This window comes from Nonomuraea sp. NPDC049624 (genome assembly GCF_040675255.1).
Classification (GTDB): domain Bacteria; phylum Actinomycetota; class Actinomycetes; order Streptosporangiales; family Streptosporangiaceae; genus Nonomuraea.
This window is the reverse complement of record NZ_JBFAOR010000008.1, coordinates 414,258-431,113: the sequence shown is the minus strand read 5'-3', so window position 1 is coordinate 431,113 and position 16,856 is coordinate 414,258. Positions and strand designations below refer to the sequence as shown.

The following is a 16,856-nucleotide window of genomic DNA, read 5'->3' as shown; positions in this document are numbered from 1 at the left end:
CATGCCCCTGCAGATCACTGGCGCGCTAGGCGACCCCGACCTCATCCGGCTCCCCTGGGACGTCCCGCTGGCCGACTGGCCCAAGCATCATCTGGTCGATCTGCCGCGCGGCATCTCCCGCCACGTCGTGCGGTTCGCCCGGCTGTCCGGCAAGGTCTACGCGATCAAGGAGATCAGCGAGCGGTACGCCAGACGCGAGTACCAGCTCCTGTGGGACCTGGCCCGGCTGGACGCCCCGGCCGTCGAGCCCGTGGCGTACGTGACCGGCCGCGACGAGGGCCTGGACGCCGCGCTGATCACCCGGCACCTGCAGTTCTCGCTCCCCTACCGCGCCGTGATGTCCGGCACCCTGCGCCCCGACACGCTCACCCGCCTGCTCGACGCGCTCGCCGTGCTGCTGGTGCGCCTGCACCTGAACGGCTTCTACTGGGGCGACTGCTCGCTGTCCAACACGCTCTTCCGCCGGGACGCCGGCGCCTTCGCGGCCTACCTGGTGGACGCCGAGACCGGCGAGATGCACCCGATGATCAGCGAGGGCCAGCGGCTGACCGACATCGACGTCGCCCACACCAACATCTTCGGCGAGATGCTCGACCTGGAGGCCGGCGGGCTGCTGCACCCGTCGATCGACCCCATGGAGACCGCCGAGGACATCGTCACCCGCTACCACCGCCTGTGGGCCGAGATCACCGACAGCGAGATCATCGACGAGGTCGACTGGCACCGCGTGGAGCAGCGCATCCGCCGCCTGAACCTGCTCGGCTTCGACGTCGCCGAGATGATGGTGCGGCGCAAGGTCGGCACCGGCCGCCTGATCGTCCGGCCCAAGGTGGTGGACGCCGGCCACCACCAGCGCCGGCTGATCAGGCTGACCGGGCTCGACGTGGAGGAGAACCAGGCGCGGCGGCTGCTCAACGACCTGGACGGCTACCGGGTCGCCAAGGGCCTGCGCCACGAGGACGAGGCCATCGTCGCCCACCGCTGGCTCGCCGAGGTGTTCCATCCGACGGTCGACGACATCCCCGCCGGGCTGCGCGGCAAGCTGGAGCCCGCGCAGCTCTTCCACGAGATACTCGACCACCGCTGGTACCTGTCGGAGGCGGCGGGCGGCGACGTCGGGCTGGCCACGGCGGTGAAGTCGTACGTGGACAACGTGCTGGTGCACAAGCCCGACGAGAAGGCGCTGCTGCCCGACGACCCGGACGAGGACGATCAGTAGGCGACCGTGATGCGGGTGCGCGGGTGTGCGTGCTCCTCCAGCTCGTCGGCGATCGCCACCGCGTAGTCCTCGGCGGTGATGAAGCTGCGGCCGTCGGCGTCGCTGAGCAGGTCGTCGCGGCCGATCCGGTAGACGCCGGTGCGCTCGCCGGGCGCGATCTCGGCGGCCGGTGAGACGTAGGTCCAGTCGAGGTCGGTCACCTCCCGGTAGAGCCCGAGCGCGGCCCGCGCGGCCTTGGCCTCTTTCTTGTAGATCTCCGGGAAGCCGGGCGTGTCGACCAGGTCGACGTCCGGCCCGGCCTTGAGGCTGCCCGCGCCGCCCACGACCAGCACCCGGCTCACCCCGGCCGCGCGCAGGCCGTCGATGAGGGCGCGGTTGGCGGCCAGGAACGGCGGCTCGGGCTCGGTGCCGTCACGCGGCGGGGCGATGGCGCAGACGACGGCGTCGTAGCCCTCGGCGAGCGTGGCGGCGTCGTGGACGTCGCCCTTGACGGGACCGCGGCGGCTGACACCGGTGACGTCGTGGCCGCGGCCGGTGAGTTCGGTGACGATGCGCTGACCGATCATTCCGGTCGCGCCGAACACGAGGATCTTCATGAGAAGCACAGTATCCAATGGATACTGGTTACTTCATCGTGCTATAAGTACCTTATGGATACCGGTGACGCCTTCGACCCGAACTGCCCGACCCGGCTGGTCCTCGACCGGATCGGCGACAAGTGGTCGGTGCTGGTGCTGCTCAGCCTCAGCGACGGGCCGATGCGCTTCACCGTGCTCCGCGGGCGGATCGGCGGCGTGACGCCGAAGGTGCTCACCCAGACGCTGCGGGCCATGGAGCTGGACGGGCTGATCACCCGCGAGGTCTTCGCCGAGGTGCCGCCGCGGGTGGAGTACACCCTGACCGACCTCGGCCGCTCGCTGCACGCGCCGATCTCGGTGGTCGCGCGGTGGGCCGAGGAGAACGTGCACGAAATTCTCCGTCATCGTGAAAAAATCTCGTGAATTGATCATATTTCCGCACGAGTGATGCTTTTCTTCGTCCTGGCCGTATAAAAACGTATCTCTCGGTTAATCGCGTACCTTCTGGTCTCTTGTGGCCCCCTACGCTTTCCCCGTCCCACGACGGAGGGAGGCTCGCGGTGCTGGGAGTGGACACCTGCCTGGCTGAGGTCATGTCGATACCGGGCGCGCTCGACGCCATGCTGGTCGATGGCACGAGCGGCATGGCGGTCGCCTTCAGCAGCGCGTCCGGCGTGGACGCCGACAGGTCCGCCGCGGCGCTGACCGAGGCGTTGCGCGCCACCACCGACGGGCTGACCAGGACGTGCCCCGGCGAGATCGTGCGCATCGACGACATGATCGTCACCACCGACCGGGGGCACCACCTGCTCCGGCTGCTGGAGACGGTCTTCGAGGGGCCGCTGGTCATCTACGTCCGCCTCGACCCGGAACGGTCGAACCTGGCCCTGGCCCGTTACCGCCTGCGGGCCATCTCCGACCTGCTGACCGCCTGAGCCATGGCCGCGCTCGACTCACTCCTCGCCGGACTCGCCCGCGAACGCGCGACGGGTGCGCTCCGCCTGGGCCGCAACGGCACGATCTACCTGTCGGACGGGCGCGTGACGTACATGGAGTGCGCCCAGACGCCGGGCGTCGAGCGGCTGTTCGCGGCCAGGGGGCGGGTGCCGGAGCCGGCACTGCGCGCCCTGCAGGCCGACGGCGGCCGCGCCCGGCTGCTCCAGGAGGGCCCGGTCACCCTGGCCGAGCTCCAGTACGCCGTGCTCGGCGTGGTCCACGACGCCGCCTTCTTCCTGCTGCCGGTGACCGGCGTGCGGCCGAAGTTCCGGCCCGGGGAGGAGCACTGGCTGGGCGGGCAGTGGTTCTTCGACGTCCAGGAGCTGGTGCGGGAGTCCGCCCGCCGCCGGGAGCAGCTGGCCGGCATCTGGCCCTCGCCGGAGGTGGACAGCCAGCCCGTGCGGCCGGTCCCGCGCCTGCCCGGGCACGGGGTGGCGCTCAGCCAGGTGCAGTGGGAGGTCGTCGTACGGGCCGACCACAAGGCGACCCCGCTGGAGCTGGCCCGGCAGCTGGGCCGGTCGGGCTACTCGGTGCTGCTGGCCGTCAGGAGGCTGGCCGCCGCCGGCCTCCTCGTCCCGCCCGATCCGGCACGGCCCGCGCAACGCCGTACGGACGACGGGGAGGCGCTGCCCAAGCGGGTGCCGGCCCCGGTGGCCGTTCCCGCCGGCGACGGGCGCGCCGGGCCGGGCGCGGGGCCGGTGCCGACGGGTGATCCGACCGATCTGACGCTGCTGCTGCGGCTGAAGAAGGCCCTGGAGGAGATGCCGTGAGGTTCCCCTCACGACGCAGGAGGAGGCCACCCGTGGAGCTACGGCAAGAGGTCCTGGCTGAGATGGAGCTCCTGCGCGGCCGCACGCCGGACGTCACCGGCAGCGTGGCGTGCACCGTCGACGGCCTGCGGATCGCCTGCGACCTGCAAGGAGACACCGGCGAGCAGGTGGCGGCGCTGTCGGCGGCGCTGCTCGCGATGAGCGGCCGGATGCTGACCATGGCGGGCCGCGGGACGTTCGAGGAGACCCTCGTGTCCGGCACCGCAGGGTTCGTGGCCTTCTACGCCGCGGGCCCCACGATCGTCCTCACGGTTCTGGCGGGACCCGGCGCCAACGTCGGGCTCCTCCGGCTGGAGGGCAGGAAGACGGCGGCCTCCGTGGCCGCCGTGGCACGCAAACACTGACCATCCCCACCGAAGCGGAGGAAAGCATGGCAGGCATGGACGTCTCCCTCAAAGAGATGATGAGCATCGACGGCTCGATCGGGGCGGCGATCGTCGACCACGGCAGCGGCATGGCGCTCGGCACGCTCGGCGGCTCGAAGGAGCTGGACCTGCAGGTCGCGGCGGCGGGCAACACCGAGGTCATCAAGGCCAAGCTGCGCACGATGGACTCACTGGGCCTCAAGGACGGCATCGAGGACATCCTGATCACGCTGACCGCCCAGTACCACATCATCCGCCCGCTGACCGGCCGCAGCGGCAAGGGCCTGTTCCTCTACCTCGCCCTCGACCGCAACCGGGCCAACCTGGCCCTGGCCCGGCACATGCTCAAGGTCATCGAGGAGAAGCTGGAGCTCTGACGGCCCGCGCCGACAAAGGCTCTGCGGCGGGTCTTGTGGCGGGTCACGCGGCGGGCTCCGGCCGGGCGGGCGTCGCGGAGCCGGTGTGGGCGGTGATCTCGGCGACGATCGCGGGCCAGAGGGGGCGGGGCAGGTCGTGGCCCATGCCGGGGTAGGTGACCAGGCGGGAGTCCGGGATGGCGGCGGCCGTGGCCCGCCCGCCGGCGAGCGGCACGAGCTGGTCGTCCTCGCCGTGGATGACCAGCGCGGGCACCTTCAGCCCGCCCAGCGCGGACGTGCGGTCGCCCGAGGCCATGATGGCGGCGAGCTGGCGGGCGGTGCCGGACGGGTCGTGGCAGCGGTCGAAGGCGAGCCCGGCCAGCCTGGTGACGCGTTCGCGGTCCAGCTCCCAGCCGGGGGACCCGAGCACGGCCCAGGTGCTCAGCGCGCCGGCGACGACCCCCTCGCGGTCGGTCGCGGGCTTGGCGAGGAGCACCGCGGCGGCCGCCTCGGTCGGCGGGGCCGCCTGCGGGCTGGGCGTGGACATGATCGAGGTCAGGCTCAGCACGCGGGCGGGGTGCCGGATGGCCAGCGCCTGGGCGATCATCCCGCCCATCGAGGCGCCGACGACGTGCGCGGCGGGCAGGCCCAGGACGTCCATGAGCCCGGCGCTGTCGTCGGCCAGGTCGTCCAGCACGTACGGCGAGGGCGCACCCCATGCGGGCACGCCCTCGTCGTGGAGGTGGGTGGACAGGCCCGCGTCGCGGTTGTCGAACCTGATGACGTGGTGGCCCTGCTCGGCCAGGAGTTCGCAGAACTCGTCGTCCCAGTGGATGAGCTGGGCGCCGAGTCCCATGATGAGCAGCAGGGGCCTGCCTTCCGGTGAGCCGAAGCTCTCGTAGGCGATCTCGATGCCGTTGGCGGCTGCGCGCTGGATCACAGCGACCAGAATGTCATTCTGGTCGCGAGGCGTAAAGAGTGGTCTGTCCGCAGATCAGTCGTTGAGGAGCTTGCGCAGACGCTCGCCGCCGAGCACCACGCCGCCGCCGGCCAGCACGAGCACGCCGGCCATCACGGTGCCGCCCATCGCGACGGTCTTCCCGACCTGGCCGCCGGCGGAACCGGCCGCGTCGTCGGCGGGCTCTTCGGCCAGCACCTTGGGGGGCTCGGCGGGGTTGTCGTCGAACCTGCCCCATGCGCCGGTGGAGAAGGCCACGGGGTAGTTCTTCTTGCCCTTGCCGTCGCCCCACTTGGTGATGACGTAGTCGATCTTGATGTGGCCCTGGCCGCCGTTGCCGTCCACGCCGAGCGTGTCGGGGTTGAAGGTGCCGCCGGTCAGCTCGGCGAAGGTCTTGGCGTCGAGGTCGAGCATGACGCCACGGCTGGAGGGCTCGCCGGGGCCGCGGTCGCCCACGAAGAACGGCATCTTCTTGCCGTTGTAGGTCACGTAACCCTCGGTCATGAGGGGCCAGCTGGGGCTGGCGGCCAGGCCCTTCTGCATGGGCTTGCCGCTGGCCGGCAGGCCGGTGTCGCCGGCGCGGCCGGAGGAGTCGTCCCAGAAGTAGGAAGCCTTCGTGGAACCCTTGAGCAGGATCTTCTGGTCGTCGCCGGTGTCGGCGTGGGCGCCGGTGGCGGAGATCGTCAGCGCGCCCATGGCGGACACGGACAGCAGAGCGAGAGAGCGCAGGCCAAATCGAGACATGAAGCAGTGAAGTCCTTCGCGAGGGGACAGGGGGAACGCGCGTGACTACGGTGCGTAACCGGGCAGAGCGCCGAAAAGGTGGTTACGCGGCGCGTGGGGGAAGTCAGGGAAGAGACCGCTCAGCAGGCGGTCGTCACTACACTGTCCGGGGGTACGACGAGGTGGTACATGCGTGAAGTCCTCTCCATCTCGCCTACCGGGTTAGCTGACGGGTTCGGGCGTGGAGATGCCCTACCGGCACGTGGCCGGATTCACCCCAATGAGATGGGTCCCCGGTTCCCGACAAGTCGGGATTCGGCGCCAGCTGTCGTCCCTCTCCTGGTAGGGACTACGCCACCAGCTGGTAATTGGTTAAGACCGTACCCAGAGATTCGGACAAATACAAACGAATCGTCATGAACCGGGTAAAGATCTACCTATCACGGCAAAGAGAAAGGGGGCACGGCATGCCGTACCCCCTGCTAAATCGGGCCTTTCAGCCGCCGCTCTTGCGCCTGAAGGATCTTTTACTCGCTGCCGGACCGTGCGCCCCGTGGATCTTCGACGGGTCCACGCCCCTGCCACCCGCGGCCGAGTCGGCCTGCTGCCCGCGCTTGCGTTCCAACGCCTCGCGGAACTTGCGCTTCATCTCGTCCTCGGGAGTCTCGCTGACTTCCGGCTCCGGTGTTTCCGCCATGAGGACCTCCTGGTTCTGGGGACATCCACAGCTTCGCACGACGTCGCTTACGACGCGAAACCGGCCTCCACTCTGCTCTCCGCGGCGGGCGCCTGCTCCAGCCGCCTGCCGGGCATCATGACCAGCGCGACCAGGGCGATCACCGCGCCCGCCACGCCCAGCGACGGGATGACCACGGCCGCCGCCGAGGCGTGCGCGGCCGCGAGCCCGTGGACGGGCGCGTCCGTGGTGATGACCGACGTGTACGCGGTGCCGGCCAGCGCCAGCGCCACGGAGCCGCCGATCTGCCGGAAGAAGGTGAGGTTGGCCGAGGCCGTGCCGATGTACCGCGGCGGGACGGCCTGCTGCACGGCCACGGTCAGCCCCGACAACATCGGCCCCATGCCGAGCCCGAGCAGCGCCATCCACCCGGCCAGCAGCAGGCCGTCGGTGCGCACGGTGAGGTTCAGGCAGAGCAGGCTGCCGGCTGCCAGCAGGAACGGCGCCCCGACCAGCCACGGCTTGTACGTGCGCGTCCTGGACATCAGCGTGCCCATGAGCGCGCTGCCCGCCACCATGGCCAGCGTCATCGGGTAGATCCTCAGCCCCGACTCGGTGGCGCTGACGCCCAGCGCCTGCTGGAAGTAGCGGGGCAGGAACACCACGCCGGCGTACATGCAGAAGGCGGTGAAGAAGGAGGTCGCGTTGACCAGCGTGTAGGTACGGTCCCGGAACAGGTGCATCGGCATGACCGGGTTCGCCGCCCGCAACTCGACCAGTACGAACGCGGCCAGCAGCACCAGCGCCAGCAGGATCGGCCCGGCCACGGACGGGGACGTCCAGGAGTTGCCGTCCAGGCCCTTCTCGGTCAGGCCGAGCAGCAGGGCGCTGATGGCCACGCTGAACACCGCGATGCCCGCGTAGTCCGGCCGGCCCCCGCCGCCGGTGCCCGCACGGAACGGCAGCCGCAGCACCACGATCGCGATCAGCACGATCCCGAGCGGCACGTTCACGTAGAAGGCCCACCGCCAGCTCGCGTGGTCGGTGAACAACCCGCCCAGGAAGGGCCCGGCCAGGTACGTCAACGCCATCACGCCGCCGAGCGCGCCCTGCACGCGGGCGCCGTTGCGGCCGGGCGGGAACATCTCCATCACCAGGGCCAGCGACAGCGGCAACAACGCGCCCGCGCCCAGCCCCTGCACGGCGCGGAAGGCGATGAGCTGGGTCATGTCCTGGGCGAGCCCGCACAACGCCGATCCGACGACGAACACCGACATCCCGACGAGCAGCAGCGGCTTCCTGCCGTGCTGGTCGGAGAGCCGGCCGTACAGCGGCACGGTCACCGTGGAGGTGAGCAGATAGGCCGTGACCACCCAGGTGTAGAGCCGGGTGCCGCCCAGCTCGCCGGTGATGCGGGGCAGCGCGGTGCCGACGATCGTCTGGTCGAGCATCGCCAGGAACATCCCGCCGAGCACCGCCAGCAACACCAGCCCGTTGCCCTTGGTCTTCATGTCATTAGTCACAGGTGAAGATTGATATGTAAGAGCTGACATGTCAAGCCTTCGCTATGCTGGCGGACATGTCCCTGCGGATCGCGCTCCTCGGCCTGCTCGCCACCAAAGGCCCGGCCAGCGGCTATGACCTGGCCAAGAAGTTCGAGCACTCGCTCAACCACGTCTGGCAGGCGGGGCACACGCAGATCTATCCGGAGCTGGTCAAGATGGCCGCCGACGGCCTGGTGACGGTCGAGCACGAGGGCGCCCGGGGCCGCAAGATCTACGCCATCACCCCCGAGGGCCGCACGCTGGTCACCGAGTGGCTGGTCGGCCACGACCCGTCGGCGACCGTGCGCAGCGAGACCGCCCTCCAGGCGTTCCTGCTGGCGCTGCTCGACGCCGAGCAGGCCGCCGCCGTGGTCGAGCGCATCAAGGGCCACTTCCAGGCCCGCCTCGCGGTGCTCGACTGCCAGCCCGAGGGCCTGTTCGGCAAGTACGCCCTCTCCCTGGGCCTGCACCAGGCGCGCTCCGGCATCGAGTGGGCCGACGAGACCCTGGCCGCCCTGCGGCGCGAAGGGTAAAACGGAACTCTGCGGTTCCTGGTGTTGCGTTGGAGAAGCGCCGGATATACACCCAGGCATGATGCTCAACCTCCCAGTACGGCGATGAGCCTCCTGGGTCGTGACCTGGCGATCGACCTCGGCGCGGCCGGCACGAGGATCTACGCCAAGGGCAGGGGCATCGTGCTGGACGAGCCGTCGGTCGTCCTGCGCGACCGGCGGACGGGCAAGGTCGTCGGCTTCGGCGCCGATGCCGTGACCGGCGCTGACGGCGCTGACGGCGCTGACGGCGCTGACGGCGCTGACGGCGTTGACGGAGTTGACGGCGCTGACGGCGAGACGTACTGGCCGATCAGCGACGGCCTGCCCCAGGACGGCGAGCTCGCCCGGCGCATGATCAGGCACTTCCTGCGCAAGGTGCACCGGCACCCCTTCCCCCGGCCGCGCCTGGTGATGGCCGTGCCGGACGAGTTCACGCCGATCGAGCGGGTGGCGCTGCGCGACGCCGGCTTCGAGGCGGAGGCCCGCGGGATCCTGCTGGTCAAGCACGCGATCGCCGCCGCGCTCGGCGCGGGCCTGCCGGTGCGCGACGGCAGCGGGCACATGGTCGTCGACATCGGCCGGGACGCCACCAGGGTCGCCGTGCTGTCCTGCGGGGCCGTGGTCGCCGCCGGAACCGTGCGCGGCGGCGGCAACGCCGTGACCCGCGCCGTCGCCCGCCTGGTCGAGGACGAGCACGGCCTGCTGGCCGACGAGCGGGAGGCCGAGGCGGCCAAGCTGCGCGCGACGCGGGAGCCGACCGGGAACGTGCTGATCCGCGGCAGGGACGCCGGCACCGGCGAGGAGCGCGCGGTGGCGCTGCCCGCGGCGCGCGTGCGCGAGGCGGCCGTCCAGCCGGTCGAGCACATCGTGCGGGCCGCCGAGCACACCATGGAACGCTGCCCTCCCGAGCTGACCGCCGATCTGGGCGAGCGCGGAATGGTGCTGGTCGGCGGCGGTGCGCTGCTGCCCGGCCTGCGCCGGCGGCTGCAGGAGGGGCTGTCCATGCCGGTGCGGCGGGCGGAGCGGCCCACCGACTCGGTGGCCCTGGGGCTCGGACGCTGCGTGGAGGACCTGGGGCTGATCGCCAAGCTGAGGCGCCGGTGAGCGACCTGTTCGACCTGGGGGTCTCCGTCGCCGACAAGACCGTCAGGACGATCGCCGTCTACGTGACGATCGCCGTGCTGCTCCGCATCGCCGGCAAACGCGGCATCGCGCAGCTCAACAACTTCGACTTCGTGGTCATGCTGCTGATGAGCAACGTCGTGCAGAACGCGATCATCGGCCCGGACAACTCGCTGGTCGGCGGCCTGGTGGGCGTGGTGATCCTGGTGGCGGTCAACTCGATCGTGGTGCGGCTGGCGGCCACCGTGCCCTCGGTCGGCAGGGTGTTCGAGGGCACGCCGGTCGTCCTGGCCCGCGACGGGCACTTCATCCCCTCCGCGCTGCGCCGGATGGGCGTGCGGCAGGCCGACCTCAACGTGATGCTGCAGCTCCGGGGGGCCGAGAGCGTCACCGACACCGACCTGGTACGCCTGGAGCCCGGCGGCTCGCTCCTGGTCCGCCTGCGCCCCGAGGAGGAGGAAGCCGAACGCGGCGACCTGGAAGAGCTGTGCCGGCGCCTCGACCGCATCGAACGCAAGCTGGACGAGCTGAAATCCGGCCCCTCCTGAGAATGCGCGGCCAGATGGCAATTTGATATCGGCCATTAATATTGCGTTAATCCCCCTGCGCGCGGAATTGATCTCCGATATCGTCCCAACGTGCGCCTGGCTGGTCGCTCGGTCATGATGTCCGCGGTGCTCGTGTGCGTCGCGGTCGCGGCAGCCTGTACCTCCGGCCGCCAGTCCTCCTTCGAGGACGCGGCCAGGCAGCTCGCCGCCGACACCGACGCCCTGCTCACCAGCGGCCCTCTGCGCGTCTCGCCGGCCGACCGCTCCGACGAGACCGAGGACCGCTCGTGCGTGCCCGGCCAGGTGCGCCGGCTCGTCCGGGCCGAGGGCGAGGCCGCCGACGCTCCCGACGGCCTCCTGCACACCCTCCAGGACCTGGGCTACGACCAGATCGTCGAGGACCTCGACCTGCGTGACGAGACCCCGGTCGTCTCCGTCGTGCGCAACCCCCGGACGAACCTGACGTTCGAGCTCACCGTGCTCGACGGGCCGAACGTCAGGATCGTCGGCAGGACGACCTGCTACTCCCCCGCCCCCGGGTCCGCTCTGTCCTGACCCGCTCTGTCCTGACCCGCCCTGTCCTGACCCGCTCCGTCCTGCCCCGGGGCGCCTGTCTCACGGCGCCGACAGCGCCTCCGTCGGCGACAGCCGGGAGGCGCGCACGGCCGGGTAGAGCCCCGCCACCGCGCCGATGAGCAGCGTGGCCGCCAGGCCCCCGACGGTCGCCCACGCGGGCACCACGGCGGGCCATCCGCGGGAGAAGGCGTAGGCGACGGTGACGCCGGCCCCCAGCAGGATCCCGCCCGCGCCGCCCAGCGCGGACAGCAGCAGCGACTCGGCGAGGAACTGGGTGCGGATCTGGCCCCGCGTCGCGCCGAGCGACCGGCGCAAGCCTATCTCCGCGCGGCGTTCCAGCACCGAGATGACCATCGTGTTGGCCACGCCGACGCCGCCCACGAGCAGCGCCACCGCCCCGACGCCGAGCAGCAGCCCGGCGAAGGCCTGGCTGGTCGCCTGCTTGGCGGCCAGCGCGTCGGACGGGCGGGAGACGTCCACCTCGCTGGACGCCTCGGGGTTGGCCGTGCCGGCCAGGACCGACCGCACGTCCTCCAGCCTCGCCTCCTGCGAGCGGGTGTAGAGCGTGGTCGGATGCCCGTCGAAGTCCAGCCTGGACTCCGCGACCGGCCAGCCGACCAGGGCCGCGCTGTCCAGCTCCTCGGCCAGGGGCACCGGGTCGAGCAGCCCGACCACCGTGAACCGGATGCCGTCGATCACCACCTGCGTGTCGGGGGTGACGGTGCCGATGCCGAGCCGCTGGGCGGCGGCCGAGCCGAGCACGACGGCCGGGTAGCGTTCGGTGGCCGCGTTGAGCCAGGTGCCGCGGCGGACCGTCGCGCCCACGGTCGGCAGCAGGTCGAGGCGGGCGGCGATCGTGACCAGGCCGTTGGTCTGGGGCGCCGGGATCTCCTCGCTGCGGTAGACCTTGGCCTCGGGCACCTTGCCGGTGGACGAGACCGACTCCACCGGGCCGATGCGCTCGATCATCGCCTCGGCGTCCATCGGCATCTGGGCCGCCTCGCCCAGGAGCGTGGTGCCGGAGGAGACGGTGAGCAGGTTCGTGCCCAGCGCGGACAGCGTACGGTCCAGCTCGGCGCTGGAGGAGGACGAGATGCCCACCACGCCGATCATCGCGGCGATGCCGATCGCGATGCCGAGCGCCGACAGGAACGCCCGCAGCGGGCGCGTACGCAGGCCGACCGCGCCGACGCGCATCACGTCGCGCGGGCGCATCCTGGCCGGGGAGAGCCTGGGGCGCTCCAGGGTCGCCATCACGCCACCTCGGATTCGACGGGCTCGCGCACGCACCGGCCACCGCCCGCTGAACCGGAACCGGAGCCCGAGTCCGCGCTGGAGCCGGAGGCAGCGTCGGAGGCCGAGTCGAAGGCCGAGTCGGAGGCCGAGTCGAAGGCCGAGTCGGAGGCCGAGTCGAAGGCCGAGTCGGAGACGATGCGGCCGTCTCGCATGCTCACCTGGCGGGGGAGGCCGGCGGCGATCTCGCGGTCGTGGGTGATGATCACGATGGTGGTGCCGCTCCCGTTCAGCTCGTGCAGCAGGTCCATCACGCCGGCGCCCGAGACGGAGTCCAGCGCGCCGGTGGGCTCGTCGGCCAGCAGCAGCGGCGGGTCGCCGGCCACCGCCCTGGCGATGGCCACGCGCTGCCGCTCGCCGCCGGACAGCTCGTGCGGCTCGTGGTCGACGCGGTGCCCGAGGCCGACGCGGCGCAGCGCCGTCGCTGCCCTGCGGCGGCGTTCGGCCGGCGGCAGGCCGGTGTAGATCAGGCCGTCTGCCACGTTGTCCAGGGCGGAGACCTTGGCGGCCAGGTGGAAGTGCTGGAAGACGAAGCCGATCGTGGTCGCGCGCAGGGCCGAGAGCTCGTTGTCCGACAGCGTCGAGACGTCGTAGCCGTCGATCTCGACGCGGCCCGCCGACGGGCGGTCGAGGGTGCCGACGATGTTGAGCATCGTGGACTTGCCCGAGCCCGACGGGCCGACGATGGCGACCAGCTCGCCGCGCCGGACCTCCAGCGACACCGCGTCCAGCGCGGCCACCCCGCCGGGATAGGTCCGGGACACGCCGGCGAGCACGATCATGGCCCGCCCCTCCTCCGCCGGGCTTGTGGCGGGCGTGCCCGCAAGGCCCGGGGCGGAGGTGTCCGCAGGGGGCGAGATGCGGGTTTCGGGGTTGTTCGGGGTGAGGGTCATTTCGGGATTCCCACTGTCATGCCGTCGGTGAGCCCGTCGCCGGAGATCTCGACGCGCCCACCGGCGAACAACCCGGTCCGCACGGCGACATATCGCGACCGGCCACCCTCCACCACCTCCACCCCGAACCCGCCCTCCCGCAACGCGACCAGCGCCGACACCGGCACGGTCAGCACGCCCCTGCGCCGGTCGGCGGTGAACGTCACCTTCACCGCCGCCCGGTCCAGCCCCTTGGCCGCCTTGGCGTTCCCCAGCGAGACCTGCACCTCCAGGCGGGTCTCCGGGTCGGCGTTCTGCCCGTCACCGGGGTCGATGATCGTGGCCACCTCGGTGATCCGGCCGGTGACGTCCTTGCCGTCCGGCATCGTGACCGAGACCTTGGTGCCCTTCCTGGCCATCCGCTGGTCCTCGGCGGCCAGTTCTGCGGTGACGACCTTCTTCGTGCCCGTGTAGGTGAGGATCTTCTGGCCGGGGCCGGTGGGCTGGCCCTGCTCGGCCTCCAGGCTCTCCACCCGGACCTTGCCGGGGGCGAAGACGACGCGTCCCAGCTCCACCACGCCGGTCTCGTCGAGGCCGCGGTCCTCCTGCCACTCCCGCACCGCCTGCGCGGTGTCGTAGGTGTACTCGTCGTCCACGGTGAAGCCGTCGTAGCCGAGCTTGCGCAGGTTGCGCTCCAGGTTCTCGACGTCCTTGCCCTCGCTGCCGATCCGCAGGTCGCGGTAGGCGGGGGTGGTGCCGTACAGGAGCATGACCGGCTTGTTGTCCAGGCGGTACAGGGACCGGCCGCGGGTGATCCGGTCGCCGCTGTCCGGGAGCCAGGTGACGGTGCCGGCCTTCCTGGCCATGGCCGTGGTGACCGGGCCGTAGCCGAGCTCGCCGTCGGCGTCCCTGGTGTCGTTCAGCGTCTGGCGGGTGACCGGGGTGGTGGCCGGGGGCAGCGCGCCGGCCGACGCGGACGGGGTGGCGCCGCCGTCCAGCAGCCCGCCGGGATTGACCGCCAGGACCGCCGCCCCCGCGACGGCGGCCACCCCGACGAGGGCGAGGACCGCCCGCCCGCCGCGGCGGCGGGCGCGCGGGGAAGGGGCGTCCGGCTCGGCCTTTCCGTCGATGGTGGCCGTGCCCATCAAGAGCCCCCCTGTCCCCCGCCGATGTTCATCCGGCACTTCTCCTGCGCGGCCTTGAAGTCGGGGTCCTCGCCGACCTCGGGCGTGATGCGCACCATGCCGCCCTCGGGGTCGGGGAACGCCTCCACGCCGTTGTCCCGCATGCACTGCGCCTGCTTGCGCATGTTCTCGGCCTGCTTGGGGTCGCCGCCCTTGCCCAGGTTCATGCCCGCGGGCTGGAGCGCCTTGCAGGCGTCCATGGCCTTCTGGACCTTCTCCGGGCCGCCGGAGCTCTTGTCGAACTTCATCTGGATCCGGCCATCCGGGCCGGGGTCGGCGATGTCCAGGCCCTGTTCGCGCAGGCAGGTGGTGTACTTCACGGCCTGCGCGTTGCGGTCGGCGGTGGCCGTGGCGCCGGTCGTCGGCTGGTTGCCGGTGCCGGTGCCGGTCACCGACGCCACGTCCGACCCGCCTTCCTGGGCGCCGCACGCCGTCAGGAACAGCGCGGCCGCGACCAGCGCCATGAGGGATCGTCCTCGCATGAATGCTCTCCTCGCTCGAAAGCCGGTGGACTTACGAGGGGAGATGCAATACGCGGACGTGTTTCTCCAGCGTTTCCATCTCCGGCTTATCCGGATCAAATACCACCCGCGCAAGAATCGAGCCGGAGGTACGGAATGCGGGTGCTGGTGGTGGAGGACGAGCGCGTGCTCGCCGGCGCGATCGCCGAATGGCTGCGCGACGAGACCCACGCGGTCGACCTCGCGCACGACGGCGCGGCGGCGCTGGAGCGGATCGCGGTCAACGACTACGACGTGGTCGTCCTGGACCGCGACCTGCCGCGCGTGCACGGCGACGACGTGTGCAGGGAGCTGGTCGCCTCCGACTCCGACGCGCGGGTGCTGATGCTCACGGCCGCCGCCCAGCTCGACGACCGGGTCAGCGGGCTGTCCATCGGCGCCGACGACTACCTGTCCAAGCCGTTCGCCTTCCCCGAGCTGGCGGCGCGCGTCCTGGCGCTGGGACGGCGCTCGCGCCCGGCCACTCCCCCGGTGCTGCGCCGGGCCGGGATCACGCTCGACCCCGGGCGCAGGGAGGTGTTCAGGAACGGGCGGTTCGTGCCGCTGTCGAAGAAGGAGTTCGCCGTCCTGGCCGAGCTGATGCGGGCGCAGGGCGCGGTCGTCTCGGCCGAGCACCTGCTGGAGAAGGCGTGGGACGAGCACGCCGACCCGTTCACCGGCGCGGTGCGGCTGACGATACTCAAGCTGCGCCGCAAGCTGGCCGACCCGCCGGTGGTGGAGACGGTGCCGGGAGTGGGGTACCGGATCGCATGAGACTGCCGCACCCCACCCTCAGGCTGCGCCTCACCCTCGTGTACGGCGCCCTGTTCCTGGTGGCGGGGCTGGCCCTGCTGGGCGTCACGTACCTGCTGTTCAACCAGCAGCTCGCGCAGTCGTTCGAGAACCGGTTCGTGACCACTGCCGGCACCCGCAAGAACGTGATCTTCCTCAAGCAGGACGGCGTCGAGCTGGCCGGCGCCGCCGCCGTCGACTGGATGCGGCAGCAGGAGGAAGGGGTGCGGGAGGCCGCCGCGACCTCGCTGCTCACCCAGGGCGCGATCGCGCTGGTCGTCGTGTGCGGGACCGCCATCTGGCTCGGCTGGGTGGTGGCCGGACGCGTGCTGGCCCCGCTGCACCTGGTGACCGAGACCGCGCGCAGGATCGCCGCCGCCCCCATGGCCGAACGCGGCCTGCACGAGCGCATCGCGCTCGGCGGCCCCCCGGACGAGGTCAAGACGCTGGCCGACACGTTCGACACGATGGTGGAGCGGCTCGACCACTCCTTCGACGGCCAGCGCAGGTTCGTCGCCAACGCCTCCCACGAGCTGCGCACCCCCCTGACGCTCAACCGGGCGCTGGTGGAGCTGGCGATGCACCGGCGTACCGCCTCCGACGACGTCAAGGAGCTGGGCGAGAGCCTGCTGCAGATCAACGCCCGCCACGAGCGGCTCATCTCGGGCCTGCTGCTGCTGGCCCGCTCCGAGCAGGAGATCGCCGACCGCTCCCCGGTGGACCTCGCCGACATCGTCTCGCACGTCGTCGCCCAGACCGCCCGCGCCGCGGCGGAGGCGAACGTCGTCGTGAAGGAGGAGGCCGGGCCCGCGCCGACCGCGGGCGACGCGCTGCTGCTCGAACGGCTGGTGCACAACCTGGTCGAGAACGGCGTCCGGCACAACCTCGGCGACGGCGGATGGGTCCGGGTGGTGAGCCGGACGACGCCGGACGGGCGGGCCGAGGTGGAGGTGAGCAACAGCGGGCCGAGCATCCCCCCGTACGACGTGCCGCTGCTGTTCAAGCCGTTCCACCGGCACGGCGCCGAACGGGTGGTCACCGGGACGAGCGCGGGGCTCGGGCTGTCGATCGTGCGCTCGGTGGCCGTCGCGCACGGAGGGGACGTGACGGCCCGCCCGCGCGAGGGCGGCGGCCTGGTCGTCACCGCCACCCTCCCGGCCGGCTGACCGG

The 16,856-nt window shown here is 71.6% G+C and carries 20 protein-coding genes, 1 pseudogene and 1 riboswitch; of the genes and pseudogenes, 12 read left to right on the top strand and 9 right to left on the bottom strand.

Annotated elements, in window-relative coordinates; genetic code table 11:
- Position 1 precedes the first annotated feature (1 nt).
- Positions 2 to 1,219, top strand: coding sequence for a DUF4032 domain-containing protein (locus AB0J76_RS33080; RefSeq protein WP_352323339.1), 1,218 nt, complete (start codon positions 2 to 4; stop codon positions 1,217 to 1,219).
- Here AB0J76_RS33080 and AB0J76_RS33075 read toward each other — a convergent pair.
- Positions 1,213 to 1,815, bottom strand: coding sequence for an NAD(P)H-binding protein (locus AB0J76_RS33075; RefSeq protein ID WP_352323338.1), 603 nt, complete (start codon positions 1,813 to 1,815; stop codon positions 1,213 to 1,215). The two genes, AB0J76_RS33080 and AB0J76_RS33075, sit on opposite strands and share 7 nt — an antisense overlap.
- A 54-nt stretch (positions 1,816 to 1,869) precedes the next feature.
- Here AB0J76_RS33075 and AB0J76_RS33070 point away from each other — a divergent pair, with 54 nt between their 5' ends.
- The 5 genes from AB0J76_RS33070 to AB0J76_RS33050 all read left to right on the top strand — a co-directional run bounded on the left by AB0J76_RS33070 (position 1,870) and on the right by AB0J76_RS33050 (position 4,365).
- Entirely contained in the window at positions 1,870 to 2,220 is a 351-nt protein-coding gene (locus AB0J76_RS33070) for a helix-turn-helix domain-containing protein (protein ID WP_352323337.1), read from the top strand.
- Positions 2,221 to 2,357: 137 nt separating this feature from the next.
- Complete coding sequence (locus tag AB0J76_RS33065; protein WP_352323336.1) at positions 2,358 to 2,732, top strand: roadblock/LC7 domain-containing protein; 375 nt, start codon at positions 2,358 to 2,360, stop codon at positions 2,730 to 2,732.
- Positions 2,733 to 2,735: 3 nt separating this feature from the next.
- Entirely contained in the window at positions 2,736 to 3,563 is an 828-nt protein-coding gene (locus AB0J76_RS33060; protein WP_352323335.1) for a DUF4388 domain-containing protein, read from the top strand.
- 32 nt (positions 3,564 to 3,595) lie between these two features.
- Positions 3,596 to 3,967: a roadblock/LC7 domain-containing protein gene (locus AB0J76_RS33055; protein WP_352323334.1), complete on the top strand. Its 372-nt coding sequence runs from the start codon at positions 3,596 to 3,598 to the stop codon at positions 3,965 to 3,967.
- Between the two features lie 26 nt (positions 3,968 to 3,993).
- The gene (locus AB0J76_RS33050; protein WP_352323333.1) at positions 3,994 to 4,365 is read left to right on the top strand and encodes a hypothetical protein; all 372 of its coding nucleotides are present in this window, start codon (positions 3,994 to 3,996) and stop codon (positions 4,363 to 4,365) included.
- A 43-nt stretch (positions 4,366 to 4,408) separates the two neighbouring features.
- Here AB0J76_RS33050 and AB0J76_RS33045 read toward each other — a convergent pair whose 3' ends face one another.
- The 4 genes and pseudogenes from AB0J76_RS33045 to AB0J76_RS33030 all read right to left on the bottom strand — a co-directional run bounded on the left by AB0J76_RS33045 (position 4,409) and on the right by AB0J76_RS33030 (position 8,224).
- Positions 4,409 to 5,284, bottom strand: a complete 876-nt coding sequence (locus AB0J76_RS33045; protein ID WP_352323332.1) for an alpha/beta hydrolase — start codon at positions 5,282 to 5,284, stop codon at positions 4,409 to 4,411.
- Positions 5,285 to 5,569: 285 nt separating this feature from the next.
- Positions 5,570 to 5,998: pseudogene (locus AB0J76_RS33040) on the bottom strand (hypothetical protein); the annotation flags it as partial.
- Between the two features lie 223 nt (positions 5,999 to 6,221).
- A riboswitch (cyclic di-AMP (ydaO/yuaA leader) is annotated at positions 6,222 to 6,356 on the bottom strand.
- Between the two features lie 165 nt (positions 6,357 to 6,521).
- The gene (locus AB0J76_RS33035) at positions 6,522 to 6,722 is read right to left on the bottom strand and encodes a DUF5302 domain-containing protein (protein WP_352323331.1); all 201 of its coding nucleotides are present in this window, start codon (positions 6,720 to 6,722) and stop codon (positions 6,522 to 6,524) included.
- A gap of 47 nt (positions 6,723 to 6,769) precedes the next feature.
- Positions 6,770 to 8,224 (bottom strand): MDR family MFS transporter, encoded by a 1,455-nt coding sequence (locus tag AB0J76_RS33030; RefSeq protein WP_352323330.1) that lies wholly within the window; start codon positions 8,222 to 8,224, stop codon positions 6,770 to 6,772.
- Between the two features lie 56 nt (positions 8,225 to 8,280).
- On the opposite strand from AB0J76_RS33030, the gene AB0J76_RS33025 reads away from it, so the two are divergent.
- The 4 genes from AB0J76_RS33025 to AB0J76_RS33010 all read left to right on the top strand — a co-directional run bounded on the left by AB0J76_RS33025 (position 8,281) and on the right by AB0J76_RS33010 (position 11,024).
- On the top strand, positions 8,281 to 8,778 hold the full coding sequence (locus tag AB0J76_RS33025; protein ID WP_352323329.1) for a PadR family transcriptional regulator: 498 nt from the start codon (positions 8,281 to 8,283) through the stop codon (positions 8,776 to 8,778).
- An 84-nt stretch (positions 8,779 to 8,862) separates the two neighbouring features.
- Complete coding sequence (locus tag AB0J76_RS33020; RefSeq protein ID WP_352323328.1) at positions 8,863 to 9,903, top strand: rod shape-determining protein; 1,041 nt, start codon at positions 8,863 to 8,865, stop codon at positions 9,901 to 9,903.
- Complete coding sequence (locus tag AB0J76_RS33015) at positions 9,900 to 10,469, top strand: YetF domain-containing protein (protein WP_352323327.1); 570 nt, start codon at positions 9,900 to 9,902, stop codon at positions 10,467 to 10,469. The genes AB0J76_RS33020 and AB0J76_RS33015 overlap by 4 nt, the downstream gene beginning before the upstream one ends.
- A 90-nt stretch (positions 10,470 to 10,559) precedes the next feature.
- Positions 10,560 to 11,024 carry a hypothetical protein gene (locus tag AB0J76_RS33010; RefSeq protein WP_352323326.1) on the top strand — a complete coding sequence of 155 codons (465 nt, stop codon included), beginning with the start codon at positions 10,560 to 10,562 and terminating at the stop codon, positions 11,022 to 11,024.
- Between the two features lie 60 nt (positions 11,025 to 11,084).
- Here the strand turns inward: AB0J76_RS33010 and AB0J76_RS33005 are convergent, their stop codons facing one another.
- From AB0J76_RS33005 to AB0J76_RS32990, 4 genes are all read right to left on the bottom strand, one after another.
- Positions 11,085 to 12,299, bottom strand: coding sequence for an ABC transporter permease (locus tag AB0J76_RS33005; RefSeq protein ID WP_352323325.1), 1,215 nt, complete (start codon positions 12,297 to 12,299; stop codon positions 11,085 to 11,087).
- Entirely contained in the window at positions 12,299 to 13,120 is an 822-nt protein-coding gene (locus AB0J76_RS33000) for an ABC transporter ATP-binding protein (RefSeq protein WP_352323324.1), read from the bottom strand. Before AB0J76_RS33000 ends, AB0J76_RS33005 begins: the two co-directional genes overlap by 1 nt.
- Before the next feature lie 107 nt (positions 13,121 to 13,227).
- Entirely contained in the window at positions 13,228 to 14,355 is a 1,128-nt protein-coding gene (locus AB0J76_RS32995; protein ID WP_352323323.1) for an efflux RND transporter periplasmic adaptor subunit, read from the bottom strand.
- Positions 14,355 to 14,876 carry a hypothetical protein gene (locus AB0J76_RS32990; RefSeq protein ID WP_352323322.1) on the bottom strand — a complete coding sequence of 174 codons (522 nt, stop codon included), beginning with the start codon at positions 14,874 to 14,876 and terminating at the stop codon, positions 14,355 to 14,357. The genes AB0J76_RS32995 and AB0J76_RS32990 overlap by 1 nt, the downstream gene beginning before the upstream one ends.
- Before the next feature lie 135 nt (positions 14,877 to 15,011).
- Between AB0J76_RS32990 and AB0J76_RS32985 the strand changes: the two genes are divergently transcribed.
- Together AB0J76_RS32985 and AB0J76_RS32980 are read left to right on the top strand one after the other, a co-directional pair.
- On the top strand, positions 15,012 to 15,668 hold the full coding sequence (locus AB0J76_RS32985; RefSeq protein ID WP_352323321.1) for a response regulator transcription factor: 657 nt from the start codon (positions 15,012 to 15,014) through the stop codon (positions 15,666 to 15,668).
- Complete coding sequence (locus tag AB0J76_RS32980; protein WP_352323320.1) at positions 15,665 to 16,852, top strand: HAMP domain-containing sensor histidine kinase; 1,188 nt, start codon at positions 15,665 to 15,667, stop codon at positions 16,850 to 16,852. The genes AB0J76_RS32985 and AB0J76_RS32980 overlap by 4 nt, the downstream gene beginning before the upstream one ends.
- Positions 16,853 to 16,856 lie beyond the last annotated feature (4 nt).